Here is a 21,647-nt window from a genome sequence, read left to right as displayed (position 1 = left end):
CGGGTTCCGGGCCGGCCCCTCCCCGTCACCCTCGGCCGGGCGGGCGCCCGCCCGGCCCGGCGGACCCTGCGGAGGCCGCCGGCCCGCCCGGGGGCTCCACCTCCAGGAACCTGCGCCGCCGGGGGCCCCGGTACAGCAGGCACACCCAGCCCAGCCGTTCCAGCACGGCCGCGCAGGCCGTCAGCCGTTCCTGCTCCTCGCCGGCCGCGCCGCCGCCCGCGGGACCCACCCACGTCACCTCGGCCCGGCCGGGCCCGGCCCCGGCCGCCACGCGGTAGCCCGTCCGCGAACGCCGCCCCTGCGCGTCCAGCGCCGACGGTACGATCCCCGCCGCCTCCAGTACGAGGGCCACCGCGCGCGGCAGCTGCCGTACCTCCCAGGCCGCGGGAACCGCGGCGCCCGCCGGTCCGTTCACCAGACGGCGGATCTGCAGCAGGCCCTCGTACGCGGTGCGCAGTTCCGCCTCGCGCCCACCGGGCGCGGCCGCCGGGCCGTCGCCGGTCGATGGCTCGAAACCCTGCCCGGGTACCGTCATCACCCACCCCCCGTCCCGCCCGTCTGAGTACGTCACGCCCGACGGCCTGAGTATCCACCCCGATTCCCCGGCGCCGCGCCGCTGGTCGAATGGGGACATGACTTCAGACGCCCGGAGCGGCCGGGCCGCCCGCCCGCGCATGCAGCACGTGACCACCGCCGGCTCGGCCCTGGCCGTGGCCCTGGTCCCGCTCGTGGTCGGCGTCCTGTTCGCCAAGGCGATGGCCGCCGACCCGATGACCCCGGTCAACGCCCTGATCGCGGGCGGCGGCCAGCGGGCCGCGCTGCCCCGGGGCGAGTGGAAGCGGCGCGGCCACACCACCGCGCGCAGGCTGCGCGCGGCGCGGCGGGACACGGCCCGGCGGTGTGCCCGCGCCTGCGGCCGCCGGCCGTGACCTGCCGGGGCCCCAGGGGCGGGGCCGTCAGGACGTGGCGGCCAGCGGCTCCTGGAGTTCGGTGACCCACTGGTCGGGATCGTCCGGGCAGGCCAGGGTCAGCTCGCGGGCGTACCCGGCCGAGCGCTGCCCGTGCGCGTCGATCCACCGGGCCAGGGCCTGCGACGTCGGCAGGATCCCGTCCATCGACCCGCGGTGCACCACGGTCGCGGCCCGCTCCACCGCCGGCAGCGTGACGATCCGCACCTCGCCCCCGAGGTCCTCGGCACGGACCGACGCCGCCACCGGCAGTCCGGCGTGGACGAGGACGGCCGACCCGGATCCCGTGCCGGGCACGTCCTCGTAGTAAGCCGTCCCCGGGCCGGTCGGGACGACCCCGGCCGCCTCGATCCGGCGGCACAGCTCCTCGAAGAGCGGCCCGATGACCGGGCCGATGTCCTGCGGTTCGTAACTTCCGGCCGTGCCGGTCAGCTCGGCGAGCCGGACGGGCGGAAGGCTCTTCACGACGATGTCGTCGGCAGGCATGGTTCCCTCTTCCTCGATGGTCCGGAGCCTCGCCTCGACCTGGACCAGCCGGGCCGCCGCGGCGGCCATGGCGTCCTCCAGCTCGGCCTGCCGCAGTCGCAGCATGCCGCGCAGCTCCTCCGCGCCCACCCGCTCGGCGAGGATCGATCCCACCTGGTCCAGGGAGAGACCGAGTTCCTTGAGCGCGATGATCCGGTTGAGGCGGGCGAGCTGCCCGGCCTCGTAGAAGCGGTAGTTGGTGAAGGGGTCGACGCGTGCCGGGCGCAGCAGTCCGAGAGCGTCGTAGTGACGCAGCATGCGGACCGACACCCGGCCGTGCTTGGCGAAGTCTCCGATGGTGAACATGACGCTCTCCACTACAAGGTCTGACACAGGGGGAGGGTCAAGCGTCGCACCGGCGACGGACGCGGTGGTCAGCGGCCGTACTGCCGCAGGCACAGGTCGACGATGGACGGCGGCACGGTGCCCTCCGCGGCCGCGCACAGCTGATCCAGCCGCGGCGGTGGGGCCGGCCGCCGCCGCGGCCGGGCCGTCGCCGGTCCGGGCACCCGCTTGCGCCGGGGCGGCGGCGCCGCCTTCGCGGCCCGCTCGTGCGAGGGTTCCGGCTCCGGGGCCGACTTCGGGGCCGGCCTCGGCGCCGCCTCGCGGTCCGGGGCCGGGGACGCGCCCGGGGAGGGCGCGGCGGCCTCGGGCAGGGCCCCCAGCGGCAGGGCCAGGGGCGCCGGGACCTCCGGCGCCTCGGCCGGCGGCACGGCTCCCCGTACGGGAGCCGGATCCCGCGGCCCGACGGAGACACAGCCGGTGCTGGCGAGGAGCACGACGAGGGAGAGGGGCACGGCACGGCGTAACTGCATGTGACCACCTTGCCGTACGGCAGGAGCCCGTCGGGTTCCCCCTCACGCGTGCGGGTGACACCGGACCGGCGGGAATGGCCGGGGCGTGTGGGAAATTGGAACGGCAGTACGGGTGAAGGGGGAGGCGCGACCCCCGGCTCCCCGTGCCGCCGTGTCCCGCCCGCCGACCGTCCGTACGGAGTACCGATCCATGACCTCAGCCGCCGCGCCCGGCAACGATCCCACGCCGCCCGCCTCGTCCAGCCCGCCGCGAGGGTCCGAGTCCGCATCCGTGTCCCCCTCCGTATCCGTGCCGGGGGACGGCTCCGCACCGGCAGCCGGGCCCTTCCCGGGGAGCGGTGCCGCTCCGTGGAGGGGCTGGGCGGCCGTCTGCGCCGTCTCGCTCGGCATCTTCTGCCTGATCACCTCCGAGCTGCTGCCCGTCGGGCTGCTCACCCCCGTCGGGGCCGCGCTCGGAGTGTCCGACGGGACCGCGGGCCTGATGGTCACGGCGCCCGGGCTGGTCGCCGGATTCTGCGCGCCGCTGGTCACCGTCGGCGCCGGCCGGCTCGACCGGCGGCTCGTGCTGTGCGTGCTCATCGCCCTGACGGCCGCCGCCAACCTCGCCGCGGCCCTCGCCCCGGACTTCGCCGTCGTACTGGCGGCCCGCGTGTTCGTCGGCGTCAGCGTCGGCGGCTTCTGGGCCATCGCGGGCGGACTCGCCGTACGCCTCGTTCCCGAGCACCAGGTCGGCCGGGCCACCGCCCTCGTCTTCGGCGGGGTCCCCACGGCGTCCGTGCTCGGCGTCCCCGCAGGCACCCTGCTCGGTGAACTCGGCGGCTGGCGCACCGCCTTCGCGGCGGTCGGAGTCCTCGGCCTCGTCACGCTGACCGCCCTGCTCGTGCTGCTGCCCCCGCTGCCGGCGACCCGGCACATCACCTTCCCCGAACTCCCCGCCCTGCTCCGGGAGAACCGCGCCGTACGGGCCGGTGTCGTCGTCACCTTCCTCGTCGTGACCGGGCAGTTCGCCGCCTACACGTTCGTACGGCCGATCCTGCAGGAGGTCTCCGGTGTCGACCCCGAGTACATCAGCACCCTGCTGCTCGGATACGGCGTCGCCGGCGTCGCGGGGAACTTCCTGGCCGGGACCCGTGACGCGTACCGGACCCTGCTGGTGGTCAGCTCCTCCCTCGGCGTCGTCCTCGCGTTGATCGCGGTCCTGCCGGGCCCGGCCGCCGGCACCGTGCTGCTGCTGGCCTGGGGACTCGCGTACGGAGGGGTCTCGGTGAGCGTGCAGGGCTGGATGATCAAGGCGGCGCCGGAGGCGCCCGAGGCGGCGTCCTCGCTGATGGTGGCCATGTTCAACTTCGCCATAGCCGCGGGCGCGCTCTGCGGCGGTCTCGCGGTCGACGGCTTCTCCGCTCCCGCCGCTCCGCTCGGCGGAGCCGCCCTGATGCTCACGGCCGCCGCCACGGTGTGGGTCACGGCGGTCCGCCGCACGCCCGACAGATCGGATGGTCGGGGGCGGATCGGACACCGGGCTTGACCCGGCCCCCGAAGGAGGGCGAGAGTGCGCCGATCAAGAATCACCGCGTGAGCCGCACTTCGGAGATACGTCAGATGTCCATATCCGTCCGCCCGTCGATCGACCCGGCCGAAATCGGCAGTTCTCCGGCACGCGGCACCCACGGCACGCGCGGCGCCCTCGGTCTGCCCGGCACGCCCGCCGCCGTAGCCGCAGCCCCGGCTCCCGCCGCCCGGCGGCACGGAGCCTGACCGACCGGGTGGGGGCCGGCACCGCACCGCCGCGCCGGCCCCCGTCCCCGCCGGGAGACCACCATGCGCCAGGACCCTGACGAGAGCGGCATCGCCCCCGACGACGACCTGCTCGTACGCCCCTACGTCGCCCCCTCGGGCCCACCGGCCGGGTCGACCGCGCCCGCCTGGCCGCAGGGCGGCCCCCTGGCCTTCCCCGGCCCGGCACACGCGCGGGAATCCGAGGTCCCGGCGGCCGTTCCGGCGGCCGTTCCCGGCCCCGGGTCCGCTCCGCGCGCGACCGCTGCCCGTGGCCGGCGCAGCCGGCTTCCGTTCGCCGTCCTCACCCTGCTGTCGCTCGCCGCGGTGGGCGCCTCGGTGCTCCTGCTGAGCGGTCCCGACGCGCAGCCGCCCCGGGCCGGGGCGCCCGCCGAGCTGTCCGTGCCGATGCTGCGGGGGCGCAGTTCGACCTCCGACGCAGAGGCCGGCGTACCCGGGCCGACCGTGTCGGCACCGTCCTCCGCCGCCTCCACTTCCACCTCCGCCACGCCCTCCCGAGCGCCGAGTACCTCCGCGAGCCAGGGCTCGAAACCGCCGTCCTCACCCAGCGCTTCCGCCTCGGGCCCGTCCGGCTCCTCCGGGACGCTGCGGATGGGGGACACCGGGCCCGAGGTGCGAGCCCTTCAGGAACTGCTGTACGGGCAGGGTTTCACGTACGTCTCCGTCACGGGGGTCTACGACAGTCAGACCAAGCGCGGTGTCGGTCAGCTGCAGCGCGACCGTTCCATCAAGGGCGACTCCCCGGGCGTCTACGGTCCGGCCACCCAGGCGGCGCTGCGCTGACCGCCGGCCGAGCCTGACGACCCCACGCGATTGAACGCGTTCAAATCTTCTGTCAGGCTAGGGGTGAACGCGGGAGCGGGCGTTGTCGAGCGGCTCGCTCCCGTGCGATCCGTACCGTGCGATGCGCACCTTTCCCTACGGGGGTAGCCCTACCGCCGTCGCGCTGCTGTCCCTCGTGTGGGTGTTCAGCCGGGGGCATCGGATCGGAGCCCTGGACCCGGCGGCCCCCGCCGCGATCAGCGGCCGCCGGAGACCCGGAGCACGGTGCCCGTCGTGTACGAGGCGTCCGCGGAAAGCAGCCAGGCGATCGCCCCGGCGATCTCCCCGGGCCGGCCGGGCCGGCCGAGCGGGATGCCGGCCGCGGCCTTCGCCGGACGGTCGGGATCGCTCATCGCCGCGTGCATGTCGGTCTCGATGATGCCCGGCGCCACGGCGTTGACCCGGATCCCGTCCGGGCCGAGTTCCTTGGCGAGCCCCACCGTGAGCGCGTCGACCGCGGCCTTGGTCGCCGCGTAGTGCACGTACTCCCCGGGGCTGCCGAGAGTGGCGGCCGTGGAGGAGACGTTGACGATCGCGCCGCCGCCGGCCTCCGCCATGTCCCGGGCCGCCCTGCGGCAGCACAGCAGGTACCCGAGGAGGTTCACCTGCACCACCCGCCGCAGGTCCTCGGTGCGGGCGTCGGCGAGCCGGCCCAGCGGGCCGGTCACCCCGGCGTTGTTCACCAGACCGGTCACCCTGCCGAGTTCGGTGCCGGCGGTGTCGAACAGCTGCTCCACGGCACCCTCCTCGGAGATGTCACCGCGCACGGTCACACAGCGGGCCCCGGCAGCCCGTACCCGCCGGGCGACGGCCTCGGCCGCCTCGGCGTCGCGAGTGTAACCGAGCGCCAGATCATGCCCGTCGGTGGCCAGTCGCAGACATGTCGCGGCCCCGATGCCCCTGCTGCCGCCGGTGACGACGGTGACCGGACGAGCTGGCACGGGAACCTCCTGCGGGACGGGCGACGCCGAACCTGCGCGGGGGCCGCGCGGCGCCGGGACGGAGCGGGCAGGCTAACACCGTGATATTCGCTGGACCAGCGGAAATGGCGGGAAGCAGAGTGGTCGTCAACGACGCGCCGCACCACCGGGCGTCGTCCGTTGTCCCTGACCACTGCTGGAGCCGTCCCATGTCGACCCTGCGCGTCACCGCCGAAGAACTGACCGTCCACGAGCACCCGAACGCGGATGCGCTGGAACTGGCCCAGGTGGGCCTCTACCGCGCAGTGATCGCCAAGGGCGCCTACCGCACGGGCGAGTTCGCGGTCTACATCCCCGAACAGGCCGTGCTGCCCGCGGATCTGATCGAGGAGCTCGGCCTCACCGGACGGCTCGCCGGCGGCTCCGCCGACCGGGTCAAGGCGGTCCGGCTCCGCGGAGAGCTGTCACAGGGGCTGGTGTGCAGGCCGCGCGCGCTCGCCGACGTGGACCTGGCCCGAGCGGCCGAGGAGGAGACCGACTTCGCGGAGCTGCTCGGCATCACCAAATGGGCCCCGCCGATACCCACGACCATGAGCGGTGACGTCGAAGCCGCCGCCGACCTGATGCCGTGGGTCGACATCGAGAACCTCCAGCGCTACCCGCACGTCTTCGAGCCCGGCGAGCCGGTCGTCCTCACCGAGAAACTGCACGGCACCGCCTGCCTGTTCACGTACGTGGTCGAGGGCGAGCGGTCCATCGTGTCCTCCAAGGGGTTCGGCTCGAAGGGGCTGGCGCTCAAGGAGGACGAGCGCAACCTCTACTGGCGGGCCGTACACGGGCACGGCGTGCCGGACGTTGCCGCGGCCCTGGCCGACCGCCTCGGCGCGACCCGGGTCGGGATCTTCGGCGAGGTGTACGGCAAGGGCGTCCAGGACCTCTCGTACGGGACCGACGTCCGCACCGCCGACACACCACCGGGATACGCCGTCTTCGACGTCTCCGCCGAGATCGACGGGCAGACGCGCTGGCTGGACCCGGCCGCCGTCCTGACGGACGGTGAGCTCCCGCTGGTGCCGCGGCTCTACGAGGGACCGTACGACCTCGACACGGTGCTGGAGCTGGCGAGCGGCCGGGAGACCGTCTCGGGCAAGGCCGCGCACCTGCGGGAGGGCGTGGTCATCCGGCCGTCGACGGAGCGGTACAGCCCGGTCGTGGGCGGCCGCGCCATCGCCAAGGCCGTCAGCCCGGCGTACCTGACCCGCAAGGGCGGCACCGAGTACGAGTGAGACCCCGCGCCGGCGCACCCGCGCCGCGCCGCGCCCGCCCCGCTTCGTGGGGCGGGCGCTTCGTGCATGGTGGGATGGGCCGGGGGCGGGTTCCACCAGCACACGGAGAGGCCGGGTACATGTCCCAGTCGGGCGGCAGCAGCCAGGAAACCATGCGGGCGATGGCGTACGAGACCTATGGCGGGACGGAGGTGCTCTCCGAGACCCGGCTGCCGATGCCCAAGGTCGGCCCCGGCGAGGTGCTCGTCAGGGTCAAGTGCGCCGCCGTCAACCCCGTGGACTGGAAGATCATGGCGGGCGGTCTCGACCCCCTGATGGACGTCGTCTACCCGGTGGTCCCGGGCTGGGACGTGTCCGGCACCGTCGAACGGGTCGGCATCGACACCCCCGAGTACGCCGAGGGCGACGAGGTCATCGCGTACGCCCGCAAGGACTACGTGCACGGCGGTACGTTCGCCGAGTTCGTCACCGTGCCCGTACGCGCCGTCGCGCACAAGCCCGCCTCCCTCGACTGGGCGGAGGCCGCCGGACTCCCGCTCGCCGGGCTCACCGCCTACCAGCTGCTCACCCGCCTCGGCACCGGCAAGGACGACACCGTCCTCATCCACGGAGCGGCCGGCGGTGTCGGCTCCTTCGGCGTGCAGATCGCCCGCGCACTCGGTGCCCGGGTCATCGGCACCGCCTCCCCGCGCAACCACGACCGGGTACGCGAACTCGGCGCCGAGCCCATCGAGTACGGGGACGGACTCGCCGACCGGGTGCGCGCCCTCGTCCCCGACGGCCCCACGGTCGTCGCGGACTTCGTCGGCGGAGTCGGCGGAGTCACCCGCGAGGTGCTGCACGACGACGGGCGGCACGCCTCCATCGCCGATCCCAGCGTGCTGGGATCGGGCGGCGAGTGGATGTGGGTCCGCCCGGTCGGCAGCGACCTGGCCGAGTTGGGCCGGCTCGCCGACAACGGACAGCTGAAGGTCCCCGTCGCCAGGACCTTCCCGCTGGGCGAGCTGGCGGCCGCCTTCGAGCTGAGCCAGGAAGGACACACCGCAGGGAAGATCATCATCGAGATCTGACCCAGAGCCGGCTGCTCCGGCGGCACGGCGCGCTTCCTGACCTCACACCAGGTCCGGCACCTCGCCGCCGGCCGCCCAGGAGACCTCGACCCCCGGCAGACCGGTCCGCCAGGGACCGGCCAGGGCGGCCAGGCGCGCCGCGTCCGGGGGAGCGGCGCCCAGGCCGATCGCGTAACGGGCCAGGGCCGGGCCCGACTCGAAGGGACGCGGCCAGGCGTGCGCATCCGCGACACCTGCCTCCTCCAGCGCACCGAGCAACGCCCGCAGCCGCCCCCGCATCCGGCCCAGGGTCTCCTCGAACTCCCCCTCGGAGGCAGCCCGGACGGTCACCACCGCCCAGGCGGCGTGCCGACGGTGCAGCGGCGGCGGCCCCGGGATCCACTCGCGGTCCCCGGAGCCGGACTCCAGCAGCTCCCAGGCCGCGTACAACTCCTGGACCAGCAGGTCGCGCAGCCCCGGCCCGACCTGAGCCGTACAGCTGCGCACCGGCTCCGAGGGGGTGAGAACCGTGACCGCGTCCGGCCCGTCCTCGACCCGGGCCGGACCCGCGGCGGACAGGGCCACCGGCACACGCCAGTCCCAGGCGGCCCACCTGCCGAAGAACTCACGCAGCAGGGCATCGGCCGGCAGCGCCCCGGCCTCCTCCACCGTGCGTGCCGTGAGCACCGTCCAGGCCAGACCGGGCAGGCCGCCGAACGGCGCCGAATCCAGCCCCCGGGCCCGGGCCCACGCCTTCACCCGCCGCGCCAGCCCGGCGAACGCGGCATGCCGTTCCGCACCCACCTGTTCGCGTACCGCGTCGGCGTCGCCGACCGCGCTCAGCGCGAGCGCGGCCGCCCCGCCCAGCTCCGCCCGCCGGGCCACCGCGTGCGCCGGATCCAGCCCGCCGGTGGCCACCACGACCAGATCCACCGACAGCCCGCCGACACGGAACCGCAGCCCCGGCACCCGAGCCCCCGTCACCTCGCGCAGCCGCCGCGCCCCGGGCAGCGCTGCAGCCACCCGGTCCCGTACGAGCGCCGCATCGGCCGCACCGGGCAGGACCGCCACCAGGTCCAGGTCGGACTCCGGCAGCGCACAGCCCATGCGACGGGACCCGGCCAGGTGCACGTGCGCGTCCCCGAGGGCGGCCCGGACGCGCGCGGTGACCGACTCGGCGTCCCCGTCCCGGACCACGGCCCCGGACCCCGGACCCGGCCCGGACCGGTCGGCGGTCTCCGGCTCCCAGCGCACCTCGCCCGTCCCCAGCGCCACGGTCGCCCGGACCCGCATCGGCCCGTCCCCGCGCCGCGAGAGCACGGCGAGCTCTCCCACCCGGGCCGCCACCGGGCCGCCGAGCCGGGCAGCGAAGGCCGCGATCGCGCGCTGCGGCTCCTGACTGCGACCCAGCGTCAGATGCGGGGTGTAGCCGTGATGGTCACCCGTACGCCCCCGGCAGCCCGGGAACCGCTCCGCCAGGGCACGCCGGAGCTCCTGCCACGGCGCCTCACCGGCCGCCGCCGGGTCCAGCCAGACCGTGGCGTCCTCACGGTGTCCGAAGCTGTGCACCCCTTCCAGCCGGACGGGGAACGGCCCGGTCGCGGCGGCCGCCTCCGCCAGGAGCGGCACCGCGTCGGCGAAGGAGGACTCCGGCACGAAACCGAAGAGCAGGTTCACGTGCGCGGGCCAGCGCCCGGCCTGCGGGTCGAGCGTGCGGCGCAGTGCCCGTACCGCCTCCGGCAGGGGTGGCGGAAGCCAGGCCACCGCCGACCGCGCCGTCGCTGGTACGCGCAGTCGCGCGGGCGCGCCGGCCCGCTCCCCGAACTCCACCGTCGCCTCCACACCGAAGTGGTCGGAGATGAACAGCCCCTCCGGAGCCGGTGCGTCGCCGCGCAGTGCGGCCCGGGCCACCCGCGCCGTCGTGGACCGCAGCAGGATCCGGTCCAGCCGGGCCGCCCGGCCCGACAGCGAGCCCACCGCGGCCAGCGGATTGGCCACCGGGTCGAAGGTCGGCGTGTCGTCCGCCGCCCCGTGGACGTCGCTCCAGGCGTCCCGCATGCCGAGCGCGGCCGCCGGCCCCGAGGCGCCGTGGCGGCCGTCGTTGAAGTCGCCCAGCAGCGCCACCCCGGCCTCGATGCCGCCCAGCCCCTCGGCGAGCCGGGCCAGTTCGGCATCCCGCCGGACGTCGCCGTTCTGGGTGTGGTCACTGGTCAGGTGGGTGTTCGACACGACCAGGGGGCCCGCCGCGGTGTCCACCGTGACCGCGACGACGCCCTTGTGCGGGCGGAGCAGGTGCATCCCCGCCTCCCGTACCGGAAGCCGGCTGAGCAGCAGCAGCCCGCAGTCGGCGACGTCCCGGCCGCCCGGGTCCGTACCGACGGTGTACGAGGCCCGCACCCACGGAGCCGCCAGCAGCATGCCGAGCAGCTCGGGTTCGACCTCCTGCAGCGCGATGACATCGGCGTCGGCGGCGGCGAGATCGGCCAGCAGCAGCGGCCTGCGCAGGGCGGTGGAGATGCGCGGGGCGTCGTAGCGGTCCCAGAGCGTGTTCCAGGTCAGCAGCCGCACCGAGGGCGCGGCCGAGGCCGCGCCGCCCCCGGGGGCCGGCCCGGCGGGCCGCCAGGCGCCACCGCCCGCCGGATCCCAGGTGTGCGGGGTCCGGGCGGTGAAGAACGGGGCCCGCAGCAGCCGCGGATCACGGACCCGGCCCGCCGCGGTGTCGTCGATCCGGTCCACGCCCGTGGCGCGGTCCCACACCAGCTCACCGTCCGCCTCGACGAACAGCACCCGGTGCCAGGGGATGTCACCACCGGGCACGAAGGACGGCAGCGGGACCCGCTTCGGAGCGGCCCCCCGCTGGAGCAGCCCGAGCACGAACCGTGCCGGATCGAACCGGGAGTCCCAGCGGACCTGGTGGTAGAGCTCCTCGCTGGTACGCATCAGTGCCGTCCCGTCCCCTGCCGCTCTCCCTGCCCCGTTCCCGTTCCCGCTCCCGCTCCCGTTCCCGGACGCGGTCCTGTTCCCGCGTCCACGCGTCCGGCCAGGAGCCCGCCCGCCGTGTCCTCGACGACCCCGGCCGCACCGACGTACCACGTCCGGTGCGCCTCACCGGCGTACGGCGGGCTGAACCGGCGCACCTGCGCGGTGAGCACCTCGGGCGGCACCGGGTGCGGGCGCACGCCGTTGCGCCGCACCAGCTCCGCCTCCTCCACCAGCACCACGGCGTGCGTGACGAGCGCGTCGCGGCGCCGTGCGACCGATCCCGCCAGACCGCGCTGCTGGGCGGTGAGCGAGGTGGCGTCCCACACCACCGTCCCGCCTCGGGCCAGGGCCGCGTCGAGCCGGTCCAGGCCCTCGCTCAACACCTCGGCATTGGCTCCCTGGTCCGCGCGGGACCCCCTGGCCGCGCGCAGGTCGTCCAGGCCGATGTACGTCTGCACACCGGGCAGTTCGCGGCCGAAGGTGCTCTTCCCGCTGCCCGAGGGCCCGCACAGCTGCACCAGGCGGGGAAACCTTCCGTCGCGCCACTGCCAGGTGGCCGCCACGGCTTCCTCCACGGCAGATCCCGAGATCCTGCCCTGGGCGAACGCCCGCCGCGCCTGCGCCCAGCAGCGGTCCGCGGCCTGCGGGTCCAGCCCGGCCAGCGCCTCGCCCAGCCCGCCGCGCAGCGCCTCCAGCGGATCCGGGCCCAGCAGCCCGGCCTCCTCGGCGCACAGCGCGGACCACTGCGCGCACTCCCGCTCCGCCGGCCCGTCCGCCAGTGCCCCGGCGAGTGCGTGCAGCACACCGAGATCGGCCGCAGCGGCCATCCGGACCAGCCCGGACCTCCGTTCCTCGTCGGGGAACGGCCGCTGCAGGTACGGAAACAGCCCCACCAGGTCGGCGACCCGCCGCGCGAGCCCCATCCCGACCGGGCCCGCCGCGAGCCGCGCCGCGATCCGGGCCCGCGGCTCGTGGCGGAGCACGGCGGCCAGCACACCGGCCAGCCGGTCCTCGCCGGTCCGTCCCGCCCCGTCGATCCGGGCCACGACCTCCGCGACCCCGTCCCCGTCCGCGGCGGCCTCTGCGGTGCCCGCGGCGTCCGTCCCGCCCGCCCCGAGAGCGGCGGCCAGCCCCGGCACATCGGGCTCGGCCCCCGAGCGCACCGCCCACAACGGGGCCGTCGGCCCGAGCCCGTTCGGCACGACCTCCGCGAACATCCAGTGCGTACTCGTCTGTACGTGGCCGCCCCGTACCCACTTGGCCACGCACCGGCCGAAGTCCGCACGGAGGAACCCGGCCGCCGTCCTGACGACGTACCCCTCCTGCCGGGCCGTGTCGGGCTTCAGCCTGCGCAGCGCGCGCTCGTCGAAGGTGCCCCGCCACAGCACGCGCGGGACGGGCACGCCCAGGTCCCGCAGGAACCGTACGGTCCGGTCCCAGTCCAGGCAGTGCTCGCCGTCCCACACCGAGAACCCGTAGAACCAGCTGTCCAGGTCCTCGTACGGGATCGAATGGCGGGCGTAGAGGTTCTCCCCGCACACCCGCCACCCGGCCGGGATCCCTGCGCCGATGCGCCCCTGGAGGCTCTTGACCCACGCCCGCGAGGGGTGGTGCGCGGAGTCGAGGGAGCGCGCGTGCAGGCCGTCCGCGTACAGCGTGGTGTTCTCCCCGTCGAGCTTCTCCGTCACCACGACCTCGCGCCCGGCCAGCCCCGCCAGTCCGACGGCCCGGACGTCGTCCGCCGCCGCCCCGGGGGACCAGGGGAGGTGCGGCGTACGGGGATAGTGGGTGCGCATGGTCCGCTCCTGCTCGACATCGGGTGCCCGGTCACTGTAGGTAGCCCGACCGGACAGATCCACCCGATATCGCCTCCCGCAGGCATCGCGCGGGCCCGCCACGGGCATCGCGCTCAGTGGGCGACGGTGAACCTCCGGCCCGCGTGCGCGTCGCGCTCGACCTCGTCGACCAGGGCGACGGCGAAGTCCTCCACGGAGATCCGGCTCCGGCCCTCCTCGTCGACCACCAGGTCGTCGGAGCCCAGCCGGTACGTGCCCGTACGCTTGCCCGGCGCGAGGTGCGCGGGCGGGCTCAGACAGGTCCAGCGCACCTGTTCCACGGGCACGCCGCGCAGGAAGTCCAGGGCGGCGCCGTGGGCGTGCATCAACGCCAGGACGGCCGCGGGGACCCCGGCCTCGTCCAGGACCAGCGGGCCTCCGGGGGTGCGCAGCGTCCCCGCCCCGCCGACGACGACCACCCGCGGTGCGGGACCGTCCGTACCGAGCGACCGCACCGCCCCGATCAGCGCACGCGCGGCGGTCACGAGGTCGGTGGGGTCCCCGCGGCCCGGTCCGAACGCGCTGACCACCACGTCGTGCCCGGCCACCGCCGCGGCCACCGACACCGGATCGAGGACGTCGCCGCGTACCACCACGAGCGCCCCGGCACCGGACCCGCTCCCCGGATCCGGGAGCCTCGCCGGATCGCGGACGACGGCCGTGACCTCGTGGCCGCGCCGGAGCGCTTCGAGCAGCACCCGGCTTCCGACCGTGCCGGTCGCGCCGAAGAGGGCGATCTTCTTCATGGCGGCTCCCTGGGGTGGAGGGCTGTACGGGGCTCCGGCCGGACCCCGTCCGGCCCATCCAAGCGAACCCGCCCGCCGCCCCCGGGCAGCCGGGCCGGGGCCGGTCGGATGAACCGGCCACGGGCGTCCGGGAGTCGTACGGTCGTCAGCCGGGCACCGCACCGCGGCGGCCGGCTGCCCGGCCGCCGCGAAGTGCAGCCGCTCCAGCCGGGCCGCGCAGGGCCACCCGGCCGCCCTCAGTGGCAGAGGGCGACGATGGACGGATGCACGGTGCCCTTGGCCGCCTCGCACAAGGAGGCCATGTCGTACGGATGCTGCGGCGCCGGCCGGGGCCTGGACACCGCCGGCGGCCGCTTGCGGGGCTTCGCCGGAGCCGCGGGCCTCGCCTGCTCGGCGGGCCGCCGGGGGCGCGGGGCCTTGGCCCCGACCCGGCGCGGGCGGTGCGACCGCTCGGCCGCGGCCGGTACGGGTGCCGGTGCCGGTCCGGCCTCCGGGGCCGCGCTCGGCGAGGCCGGTCCGGGCGAGGACGGGAGCGGGCCCAACGGCAGCGCGAGCGGGGCCGGTTGCCGGGCCGGCACACGGGCCGCCTCCGCAGGCCCCGGCAGCGGCGCGTCCGGCGGGGCGGCGGGATGCACCGTCACGCACCCGGTGGCCATCACGAGCGCGGCAAGGGTCAGGGGCAGGGCGAGGCGCAACTGCATCCGCCCACCCTGCCGTACCGGCGCCACGCCCGCCGAACCCATCACACGGACGGGTGATGGCGGCGCGTTCACGCCCGGGCGCGCCCCTGCGCGGCCAGCCGGAGCAGGTGTTCCACCGGGCCGCGGCGCAGCGGACTCTCGGCCCAGACCCGCTGCCAGGCCCAGGTCAGGGCCAGGGCCGCGCCGCTGAAGGCCACCCAGGCGGACCAGGAAGCCGCCCCGTTCGCGGGACCGGCCAGCACCAGCGCGTGGACGACGTACGCGCTCAGCGCCATCGCCCCCAGCACCGTCAGCGGCCGCAGCAGGCGCGCGCCCACCCCGTGGCGCGCGGCGAGCGCGCACAGGCCGATGAGGGCGCAGCCCACCCCGGCGTTGCCCAGGGTCTCCAGCGGGGTCTGGCTGTAGGGGTCGGCCAGCAGCAGCCAGTCCCAGGAGGTGCTGGGCACGGCGCCGTACTGGCCCTGCAGCACCTCCCGGACGGGGTCGGCCGCGGCCAGGGCCTCCGGATGGTGCACCGCGATCGCCTCCAGGAGCCGCTGCCGGACACCGAACACGTGGTTGGCGAGCCACGCGGAGCCGTATCCGGCGAAGGCGGCCACCGTGCCCCACGCGGCCATCCGCCGGGCCACCGCCCGCTCCCGCACGTCGCACAGCCGGGCGAGCGCCATTCCGACCAGCACGTACGGGAAGTACGTGGCCAGCGGATACGCCCCGGTGAGCAGCAGTTCCAGCAGCACCGTCGGCGGCCCGGACCACGTGGCCAGATCGGCGGCCTCGGGGACCAGCCCGCGCCCGGACGCCTCGTACCCGAACACCGGGCCCAGCAGGAACGACAGCAACGGGCCCGCCACCACGGAGACCCCCGCCACGGCGGTGAGCACCGGGGTGGACAGCCGGGTGAAGGGCTCGGCCGCGAGGAAGTACACGGCGAAGAAGGCCAGGATGACCAGGATCCCGGGCCACAACGAGGCCAGCCACACACCGAGGACGGCCAGCAGCGCGCAGCGGATCAGCAGGGGGCGCCAGCGGCGCGCCCAGCCCTGCGGACGCCGTGCCGGGTCCAGCCCGCGCTGGGCGAGGACCAGGGAGAAACCGGCGAGCAGGGTGAAGAGGGCCGGGGCGCGCCCGTCGGCCGCGACGAGGAGGTAGCCGGCGCCCTCCGGTTCCGGGGCGGGGCCCACGTGCACGGCGAACATGCCGAGGACGGCGAGCCCGCGTACGGCGTCGACGCCGGCCAGCCGGCCGCCGGACCCCCCGGCCGGGGCCGCCGTCCCCGTGCCGGGCTCCGTGGGGGAGGCGCGTCGCATGTGTGGATCTCTCCAGGGTGGGTGAAAACTGGTCGGACCGGCGGCTTTCACGCCGCCAGTCCGCATCCGGAACGTACCAGGGAGTACATAACCAAGTAATAAAGAGGTATAGGACCGGTAAAGGCGTGGGGTGTCGACGGGGGCTCCGCGGCGCGCCGTAACCCGGGAGCCGCGGCCGCTGTTGCACAGACCGGCGGGTCCACCCACGGTGAACGGAGTCCGATGCCGCAGCTGACCGACCAGAGCGCGACCGGCGCGTACGAAGACGAGCGGGAGCGGACGGGGACCTGGATGACCCCGGCGGAGTACGGGGCCTCGCGGACCGCCGTCTGGACCGCGGCCGTCGTCCTCGTCACCGACACCCGCGGCCGGATCCTCGTCCAGAGCGTCGACTACCGCGCCGACCAGCTGCTCCCCGGCGGGGCCGTGGACGCCGGCGAGGCACCGTCCGCGGCGGCCGCCCGGGAGCTGCGCGAGGAGCTCGGCGTCGACGGCCGCTACCCGCGAGGCCTCGCCGTGGACTGGATTCCCGCCGACACCCCCGGCTTCCCGCCCGAGATGCGCTTTCCCGGTGAGATCCTGCACGTCTACGACGGCGGCACCTGGACCCCCGACCGGATCGAGGCCGTCCGCCTCCCGGCCCAGGAGATCACGGGCATCCACTTCGCCGAACCGGCCGACCTGCCCGCCCTGATGGACCCCGGTGACGCCCGCCGCGCGCTGTCCGCCCTGCGCGCCCGCGTCAACGGCTCCGGCGCGGCCCTGCTGGAGGACGGCTTCCCCACCGCACCGACCGCCCTCGACCGGCTCGGGGTCCTGCGGACCCGGCGGATCCCGCAGCACGGTGCCTGGCATGTGGGCCCCGTCCCGGAACCGCTGCCCGTTCGGGACCTGTCCGCCTGGCTGTTCGCCCCCGACGGCCGGGTCCTGCTGCTGGTCTCCCGCGCCACCGGGGCCGCCCACCTCCCGCCCCCGACGGCCGGAGCCACCGAGGACGCCCTCCCGCTCGGCTACCGGAGCGGCGACCAGGGCGCCCACGCCCGCACCGCGGCCCGCCTCACCGGCCTCCCGCCGGGCGCCGACCCGGAGTACGCACGCCTGCTGGCCACTCCCGAACAGGTCCGCGAACTGAGCGACTGGGGGCCGGCGGGCGAGGACGAACTCGCCGCGGTCCACGCCGCCCGCGACCGTCTCGGTCTGCCCGTCCCCGCCCGCACCCCGCTCACGGAACTCCCCGCGGAGGCCGCTCTCCGCTGAGATGCCGGGAGCACTCCGTACGTCGGCGGCGTGGGAGAACGGATCCGGCGGCCCGGGGCGGGGCGTGCGTACGGCCCCGCCCCGGGCCGCCGCCATGATCGGGAAATCCGCGGTCCGCGGTCCGCGGTCCCGCAGCATGGGGCCATGAGCGACAGCGCGATCACCTACACCCTGTACATCCAGGCCGATCCCGCCAGGGTCTGGCAGGCCCTCACCGAGCCCGCCTTCACCCGCCGGTACTGGGGCCTGAGCTTCGAGACCGACTGGGCGGTGGGCTCGCCGATGGACTGGGTCGAGCGGGGGGCCCGTACCAGCGACCCCGAACAGGTGGTCCTCGACTGCGTCCCGGACCGCCGGCTCTCCTACACCTGGCACACCTTCACCCCACAGTGGGCGGCCTCGGTCGGGATCGGTGAGGAACTGCGGGCCGAACTGGCGAAGGAGCGCCGTACGAAGGTGACGTACGAGATCGAGCCCGTCGGCGACGCCCTCGCCCGGCTGACCATCCTGCACGAGGGCTTCGCCCCCGGCGGAACACTGATCGGCATGTGCTCACGGGCCTGGCCGATGCTGGCGTCCAGCCTCAAGACCCTGCTGGAGACCGGCGCTCCACTGCCGGAGGCCGAGGAGGAGGCCGGCGAACTCTGAGACGCGGCACGGAGAGCCGGTGCGTGTGTGCGTCCGCACCCACGGCCGCTCCGAAGGGACCGGCTCTCCGCGACGCCCCGGCCCGACCATCCTGCCCGAGGTGGACGAGGGCGCGCGCCATTGCTGGCTGGGCCGGGAGCTGGCCCGCGCCGCCCGCCACCTCGTCCCCGACGGGCAGCCGGTCCGGTCCCAGCAGGCGACCGGCGACGCGCGCAGCGTCCGGGCCTTCCAGGCCGCGGGCTACCGACCGGTCGGTGCCGAAGCCCTGATGCCGGCGCCGCACCGCTGAACAGGCCCTGACGGCACCCTGGCCGACGGCCGCGCGGGGAGATCGTGTGGAATGGGTGGCATGGGGAGAGCAAACGACCAGCAGCGACCGGCCACGGACATACCGGCGCGGGACCCGGAGCACGGCCCGGACGACGAGCCACCCGAGCACTGGCGCTACGCCCGCCACCTGGAGTCCCTGGCCGCCGCGCCCGGCCCCGGCGCGGGGTCCGAGGCGGAGGTCGTGGCCGCCGTGCTGCGTGATCCGGACCGGGTGATGGCCGAGAGTGCGGTGGTCACCCACCTCGACCGGCGCGCCCTACAGCTGCTCGCGGACGAGGAGTTCCCCGCCTGGGCCGGGGCCATGGCCGCAGCGCTGGCCGGCCGGGCCTTTCCCGAGCGCAGGCTCCGGGAGTGGAACCTGCTCAAGGCCGTCGGCAGCGGCGAGCCCTGGTCCGCCGAGGAGCTGACCGCCGCCTCCGACTGGTGCCAGCGCACGGCCGCCCGCCTGCTCACCTCGCACGAGGCACTGACGCTGCTGGCCACCGACGCCCGCACCCGCCGCGTCCGCAACGCGGCCGCCGAACGCCTGCGCCGGGGCGGCGCGCTCTGAACCGGTGGCGGGGACCCCTCCGCCGCGGCCCCGGCCGCCGCGATGCGAAGGCGACTGCCTAGACGCCCCGGCGTACCCGGGCCGCGCGGCGGGCCTCGGCCTGCTGGCGGGCTTCGATCGTCTTGCGGGACTCCTTGCCCCGGCCCGGGCGGGTACCGATGCCGCGGAAGGCCAGGTCCGAACCCGAGGGCTTGCCCTTGGCGTCGGTCGGCGCGGAGCCGGCCAGCGGGACCCCGGGCGGGGTCTTGGCGCCGGTGATGCGGGTCAGTGCCGCCTCGCCGGAGCGCACCTGCGTGATCGTCGGCCGGATCCGGGCGTCGGAGAGCAGGCGGACCATGTCCCGGCGCTGGTTCGGGGTGACGAGGGTGACGACCCGACCGGACTCGCCGGCCCGGGCGGTGCGGCCACCCCGGTGCAGGTAGTCCTTGTGGTCGGCGGGCGGGTCGACGTTGACCACGAGGTCGAGGTCGTCGATGTGGATACCGCGTGCGGCGACGTTCGTCGCGACCAGCACGGTGACGGCTCCGCTCTTGAACTGGGCCAGGGTCCGGGTGCGCTGCGGCTGCGACTTGCCGCTGTGCAGGCCCTCCGCCCGTACGCCCATGGCCCGCAGGTGCTTCACGAACTGGTCGACGCCGTGCTTGGTGTCGAGGAACATCAGTACCCGGTTGTCCCGGGCCGCGATCTCGGTCGCCGCCGAGACCTTGTCGGCCGCGTGGATGTGCAGCACGTGGTGGTCCATGGTGGACACCGCGCCCGCCTGCGGGTCCACGGAGTGCGAGACCGGGTCCTTCAGGTACGTGCGGACGAGCTGGTCGACGTTGCGGTCCAGGGTCGCCGAGAACAGCATGCGCTGGCCCGCGTGGTGCACCTGGTCCAGGATCTCGGTGACCTGCGGCATGAAGCCCATGTCGCACATCTGGTCGGCCTCGTCGAGCACGGTGATCTTCACGCGCTCCAGGTGCACGTCCCGCCGCCCCACCAGGTCGCTGAGCCGCCCGGGGGTGGCGACCACGACCTCGGCGCCGGTGCGCAGGGAGCTCACCTGGCGGCCGATGGACAGCCCGCCGACCACGGTGGCCATCCGCAGCTTCAGAGCGGCGGCGTACGGCTCCAGCGCCTCGGTCACCTGCTGTGCCAGCTCGCGCGTCGGTACGAGGACCAGCGCCAGCGGACGCTTCGGGTCCGCCTGCTGCCCCGCCGTACGGGCCAGCAGCGCCAGGCCGAACGCCAGGGTCTTGCCCGAGCCGGTGCGGCCGCGGCCGAGGACGTCCCGGCCGGCCAGCGCGTTCGGGAGCGTCGCGGCCTGGATCGGGAACGGCTCCGTCACGGCCAGCGAGGCCATGGTCTCCACCAGCTCAAGGGGCAGGTCGAGCTCGGCGAAGGACTCCACCGGCGCCAGCGCCGGCTCCTTCGGCGCGTGCATCGTGAACTCACCCTGCGGGCCGAGGGTGCGGGCGGCCTTGGCGGGGGTCCGGGGACCGGCCTTGGCACCGCCCTTCACACCGAAGCGCCCATGAGCTGACGGGTTCCTCATGCAGGACCTTTCGAAGCAGTGAGTAAGAGGGAAGCGAGAAGCAGATGGTCAACCGCCCATGGTACCAGTGCGGCAGGATCCGAAAGAGAGGTCCTGTGGACACCCCCTAGGCCTCCCCGGCCGTCAGTTTCCCGGACCGCACCTGCGCGCAGTGCGCGCGGATCTCGACCGCCGCGCGGCCGAACCAGTCGGCGATCACGGCGATCTCGTCGGGGGTGTAGTCGGCGAAGAGGGTCGCCAGCCGGTCGTACATCGGCTGGTAGACGGCGACGACCCGGGCGGCGGCCGCGGGGTCGGCCACCACCCGGACCCGGCGCCGGTCGGCCGGGTCCGGGACGCGCCGCGCGTATCCGGCGCGTTCGAGGCGGTTGAGCACCCCGGTGACGGCTCCGGTGGTGAGGTCCAGCAGTCCGGCGAGGTCGCCGGCGGCGAGCGGGGTGTCCCCGGCGCCCAGGATGTGGCCCAGGCAGGTCAGGTCGGTGACGTTGAGCCCGAGTAGCTGCGCCACCTCCTGCTGGCCGACGATGCCCAGGGCGACGTACTGGTCCATGCGCGAAATCGCCTCGCCGGCCGTGGCCGGGGGGCGGGTCTTGCCCTGCATCCAAATACTCCTTAGTATCTAAGTTACTTAGTGACTGAGATGCTTATCTTGCGAAATAAGCTTCACGCTTCCGAGCCTACTGCCGTAGGCCCGACCAGGGAGAGCCATGAGCGCGCACGGCCACGTAGACCTCGGCCACACGGTGGCCGGCTGGACCGGAACCACCCTGGCCCTGCTGGGCTTCGCGGGGGCGGGCGCCGCCGTGTGCGCGGCCTGGGTCCCCGGGATCTGGATCGGCCTCGGCGTCGTCGCCGTGGCGGGGATCGTCACCTGGGTGCTGCACCTCGCCGGGTGGGGCAAGCCCAGCGGGCCCAGGCCCGAGGCCGACTGGGACTGGCGCGTCCGGGACGCCCGCGCCCACGCCGGGCACGCCGACTGCCTCGGCTGCCGCGTCGGCGGGCCTCGGCGGGCCCGCGCCGCGGCGCCTCGGCCCCGGGCGGCCGCGCCGCTGCCCGCTGCCGACAACGCCACGTGACGGGTGCCCGGGCCGGGAGGCGGCGGCCCCGCCCGGGCGGCTCTCGGGAGCCGTGGGACGGGGCCCCTCCCTCTTTTCACGGACAAGGCGCGCAGAAGTTCGAATCTGCGCCGCGCCCCGGACGGCCGCGTCCAGCGTGTGCTCCGCGGGACCGTTGGGCAGGATCGAGACGGCCGCGCGTGCGGCCCGCAGTGGAACGTTGTGAAGGATCAGCCAGATGGCAACAGGCATCGTGAAGTGGTTCAACTCGGAGAAGGGGTTCGGCTTCATCCAGCAGGACGACGGTGGCCCCGACGTGTTCGTGCACTTCTCCGCGATCGAGACCACCGGGTTCAAGTCGCTGGAGGAGAACGCGCGCGTCGAGTACTCCGTCTCCCAGGGCCCCAAGGGCCCGCAGGCCGAGAAGGTGGTACCCCTCAGGTAGTCCACTTCACGAGCCGAGCCCGTGACACGGGGCCCCGCCGGTTTACCCGGCGGGGCCCCGCGCGTTCCGGGCGGC

General features: G+C 75.2%; 22 protein-coding genes and 1 pseudogene. 12 read left to right on the top strand and 11 right to left on the bottom strand.

Features of this window, described 5'->3' with window-relative positions; all coding sequences use genetic code 11:
• Window positions 1-25: 25 nt before the first annotated feature.
• Window positions 26-535, bottom strand: coding sequence for a hypothetical protein (locus DEJ51_RS01825; RefSeq protein WP_150255664.1), 510 nt, complete (start codon window positions 533-535; stop codon window positions 26-28).
• 97 nt (window positions 536-632) lie between these two features.
• Between DEJ51_RS01825 and DEJ51_RS01820 the strand changes: the two genes are divergently transcribed.
• Entirely contained in the window at window positions 633-929 is a 297-nt protein-coding gene (locus DEJ51_RS01820; protein WP_150255662.1) for a hypothetical protein, read from the top strand.
• 27 nt (window positions 930-956) lie between these two features.
• Here the strand turns inward: DEJ51_RS01820 and DEJ51_RS01815 are convergent, their stop codons facing one another.
• Complete coding sequence (locus tag DEJ51_RS01815; protein WP_150261636.1) at window positions 957-1,799, bottom strand: MerR family transcriptional regulator; 843 nt, start codon at window positions 1,797-1,799, stop codon at window positions 957-959.
• A 68-nt stretch (window positions 1,800-1,867) separates the two neighbouring features.
• Window positions 1,868-2,308, bottom strand: a complete 441-nt coding sequence (locus DEJ51_RS34345; RefSeq protein WP_190620130.1) for a hypothetical protein — start codon at window positions 2,306-2,308, stop codon at window positions 1,868-1,870.
• 190 nt (window positions 2,309-2,498) lie between these two features.
• Between DEJ51_RS34345 and DEJ51_RS01805 the strand changes: the two genes are divergently transcribed.
• The 3 genes from DEJ51_RS01805 to DEJ51_RS01795 all read left to right on the top strand — a co-directional run bounded on the left by DEJ51_RS01805 (window position 2,499) and on the right by DEJ51_RS01795 (window position 4,885).
• Window positions 2,499-3,833 carry an MFS transporter gene (locus DEJ51_RS01805; protein ID WP_150255658.1) on the top strand — a complete coding sequence of 445 codons (1,335 nt, stop codon included), beginning with the start codon at window positions 2,499-2,501 and terminating at the stop codon, window positions 3,831-3,833.
• 47 nt (window positions 3,834-3,880) lie between these two features.
• The gene (locus tag DEJ51_RS01800; protein WP_150255656.1) at window positions 3,881-4,063 is read left to right on the top strand and encodes a hypothetical protein; all 183 of its coding nucleotides are present in this window, start codon (window positions 3,881-3,883) and stop codon (window positions 4,061-4,063) included.
• Window positions 4,064-4,126: 63 nt separating this feature from the next.
• A complete protein-coding gene (locus DEJ51_RS01795; RefSeq protein WP_150255654.1) occupies window positions 4,127-4,885 on the top strand; it encodes a peptidoglycan-binding domain-containing protein in 759 nt (252 codons plus the stop codon).
• Between the two features lie 236 nt (window positions 4,886-5,121).
• On the opposite strand, the gene DEJ51_RS01790 is transcribed toward DEJ51_RS01795, so the two are convergent.
• Window positions 5,122-5,865 (bottom strand): SDR family NAD(P)-dependent oxidoreductase, encoded by a 744-nt coding sequence (locus DEJ51_RS01790; protein ID WP_150255652.1) that lies wholly within the window; start codon window positions 5,863-5,865, stop codon window positions 5,122-5,124.
• Window positions 5,866-6,053: 188 nt separating this feature from the next.
• Here DEJ51_RS01790 and DEJ51_RS01785 point away from each other — a divergent pair, with 188 nt between their 5' ends.
• Complete coding sequence (locus DEJ51_RS01785; protein WP_150255650.1) at window positions 6,054-7,130, top strand: RNA ligase (ATP); 1,077 nt, start codon at window positions 6,054-6,056, stop codon at window positions 7,128-7,130.
• Between the two features lie 152 nt (window positions 7,131-7,282).
• Entirely contained in the window at window positions 7,283-8,200 is a 918-nt protein-coding gene (locus tag DEJ51_RS01780) for an NADP-dependent oxidoreductase (RefSeq protein ID WP_150261635.1), read from the top strand.
• Between the two features lie 42 nt (window positions 8,201-8,242).
• On the opposite strand, the gene DEJ51_RS01775 is transcribed toward DEJ51_RS01780, so the two are convergent.
• From DEJ51_RS01775 to DEJ51_RS01755, 5 genes are all read right to left on the bottom strand, one after another.
• Complete coding sequence (locus DEJ51_RS01775; protein WP_150255649.1) at window positions 8,243-11,119, bottom strand: poly(A) polymerase; 2,877 nt, start codon at window positions 11,117-11,119, stop codon at window positions 8,243-8,245.
• Complete coding sequence (locus tag DEJ51_RS01770) at window positions 11,119-12,957, bottom strand: RNA ligase family protein (RefSeq protein WP_150255647.1); 1,839 nt, start codon at window positions 12,955-12,957, stop codon at window positions 11,119-11,121. The genes DEJ51_RS01775 and DEJ51_RS01770 overlap by 1 nt, the downstream gene beginning before the upstream one ends.
• Before the next feature lie 113 nt (window positions 12,958-13,070).
• On the bottom strand, window positions 13,071-13,742 hold the full coding sequence (locus DEJ51_RS01765) for an NAD(P)-dependent oxidoreductase (protein ID WP_150255645.1): 672 nt from the start codon (window positions 13,740-13,742) through the stop codon (window positions 13,071-13,073).
• A 236-nt stretch (window positions 13,743-13,978) separates the two neighbouring features.
• On the bottom strand, window positions 13,979-14,443 hold the full coding sequence (locus DEJ51_RS01760; RefSeq protein WP_150255644.1) for a hypothetical protein: 465 nt from the start codon (window positions 14,441-14,443) through the stop codon (window positions 13,979-13,981).
• 68 nt (window positions 14,444-14,511) lie between these two features.
• A complete protein-coding gene (locus tag DEJ51_RS01755; protein WP_190620128.1) occupies window positions 14,512-15,750 on the bottom strand; it encodes a DUF418 domain-containing protein in 1,239 nt (412 codons plus the stop codon).
• Window positions 15,751-15,972: 222 nt separating this feature from the next.
• On the opposite strand from DEJ51_RS01755, the gene DEJ51_RS01750 reads away from it, so the two are divergent.
• The 4 genes and pseudogenes from DEJ51_RS01750 to DEJ51_RS01735 all read left to right on the top strand — a co-directional run bounded on the left by DEJ51_RS01750 (window position 15,973) and on the right by DEJ51_RS01735 (window position 18,535).
• Window positions 15,973-17,007 (top strand): NUDIX domain-containing protein, encoded by a 1,035-nt coding sequence (locus tag DEJ51_RS01750; RefSeq protein WP_150255640.1) that lies wholly within the window; start codon window positions 15,973-15,975, stop codon window positions 17,005-17,007.
• 144 nt (window positions 17,008-17,151) lie between these two features.
• Window positions 17,152-17,655 carry an SRPBCC family protein gene (locus tag DEJ51_RS01745; RefSeq protein WP_150255638.1) on the top strand — a complete coding sequence of 168 codons (504 nt, stop codon included), beginning with the start codon at window positions 17,152-17,154 and terminating at the stop codon, window positions 17,653-17,655.
• Window positions 17,656-17,752: 97 nt separating this feature from the next.
• A pseudogene (locus DEJ51_RS01740) lies at window positions 17,753-17,944 on the top strand (GNAT family N-acetyltransferase); the annotation flags it as partial.
• A 60-nt stretch (window positions 17,945-18,004) separates the two neighbouring features.
• On the top strand, window positions 18,005-18,535 hold the full coding sequence (locus DEJ51_RS01735; protein WP_223835618.1) for a hypothetical protein: 531 nt from the start codon (window positions 18,005-18,007) through the stop codon (window positions 18,533-18,535).
• 58 nt (window positions 18,536-18,593) lie between these two features.
• Here DEJ51_RS01735 and DEJ51_RS01730 read toward each other — a convergent pair whose 3' ends face one another.
• Both DEJ51_RS01730 and DEJ51_RS01725 read right to left on the bottom strand, forming a co-directional pair.
• Window positions 18,594-20,072, bottom strand: coding sequence for a DEAD/DEAH box helicase (locus DEJ51_RS01730; RefSeq protein ID WP_150255636.1), 1,479 nt, complete (start codon window positions 20,070-20,072; stop codon window positions 18,594-18,596).
• A 106-nt stretch (window positions 20,073-20,178) separates the two neighbouring features.
• Window positions 20,179-20,673, bottom strand: coding sequence for a MarR family winged helix-turn-helix transcriptional regulator (locus DEJ51_RS01725; RefSeq protein WP_150255635.1), 495 nt, complete (start codon window positions 20,671-20,673; stop codon window positions 20,179-20,181).
• 106 nt (window positions 20,674-20,779) lie between these two features.
• Here DEJ51_RS01725 and DEJ51_RS01720 point away from each other — a divergent pair, with 106 nt between their 5' ends.
• Both DEJ51_RS01720 and DEJ51_RS01715 read left to right on the top strand, forming a co-directional pair.
• Window positions 20,780-21,148 (top strand): HGxxPAAW family protein, encoded by a 369-nt coding sequence (locus DEJ51_RS01720; protein ID WP_150255633.1) that lies wholly within the window; start codon window positions 20,780-20,782, stop codon window positions 21,146-21,148.
• Window positions 21,149-21,365: 217 nt separating this feature from the next.
• Window positions 21,366-21,572 (top strand): cold-shock protein, encoded by a 207-nt coding sequence (locus DEJ51_RS01715; protein ID WP_033213830.1) that lies wholly within the window; start codon window positions 21,366-21,368, stop codon window positions 21,570-21,572.
• Window positions 21,573-21,647: the final 75 nt, after the last annotated feature.

This window comes from Streptomyces venezuelae, assembly GCF_008642275.1.
Classification (GTDB): domain Bacteria; phylum Actinomycetota; class Actinomycetes; order Streptomycetales; family Streptomycetaceae; genus Streptomyces; species Streptomyces venezuelae_E.
The sequence above is the reverse complement of the archived record's forward strand: the minus strand, read 5'-3'. Positions and strand labels throughout refer to the sequence as shown.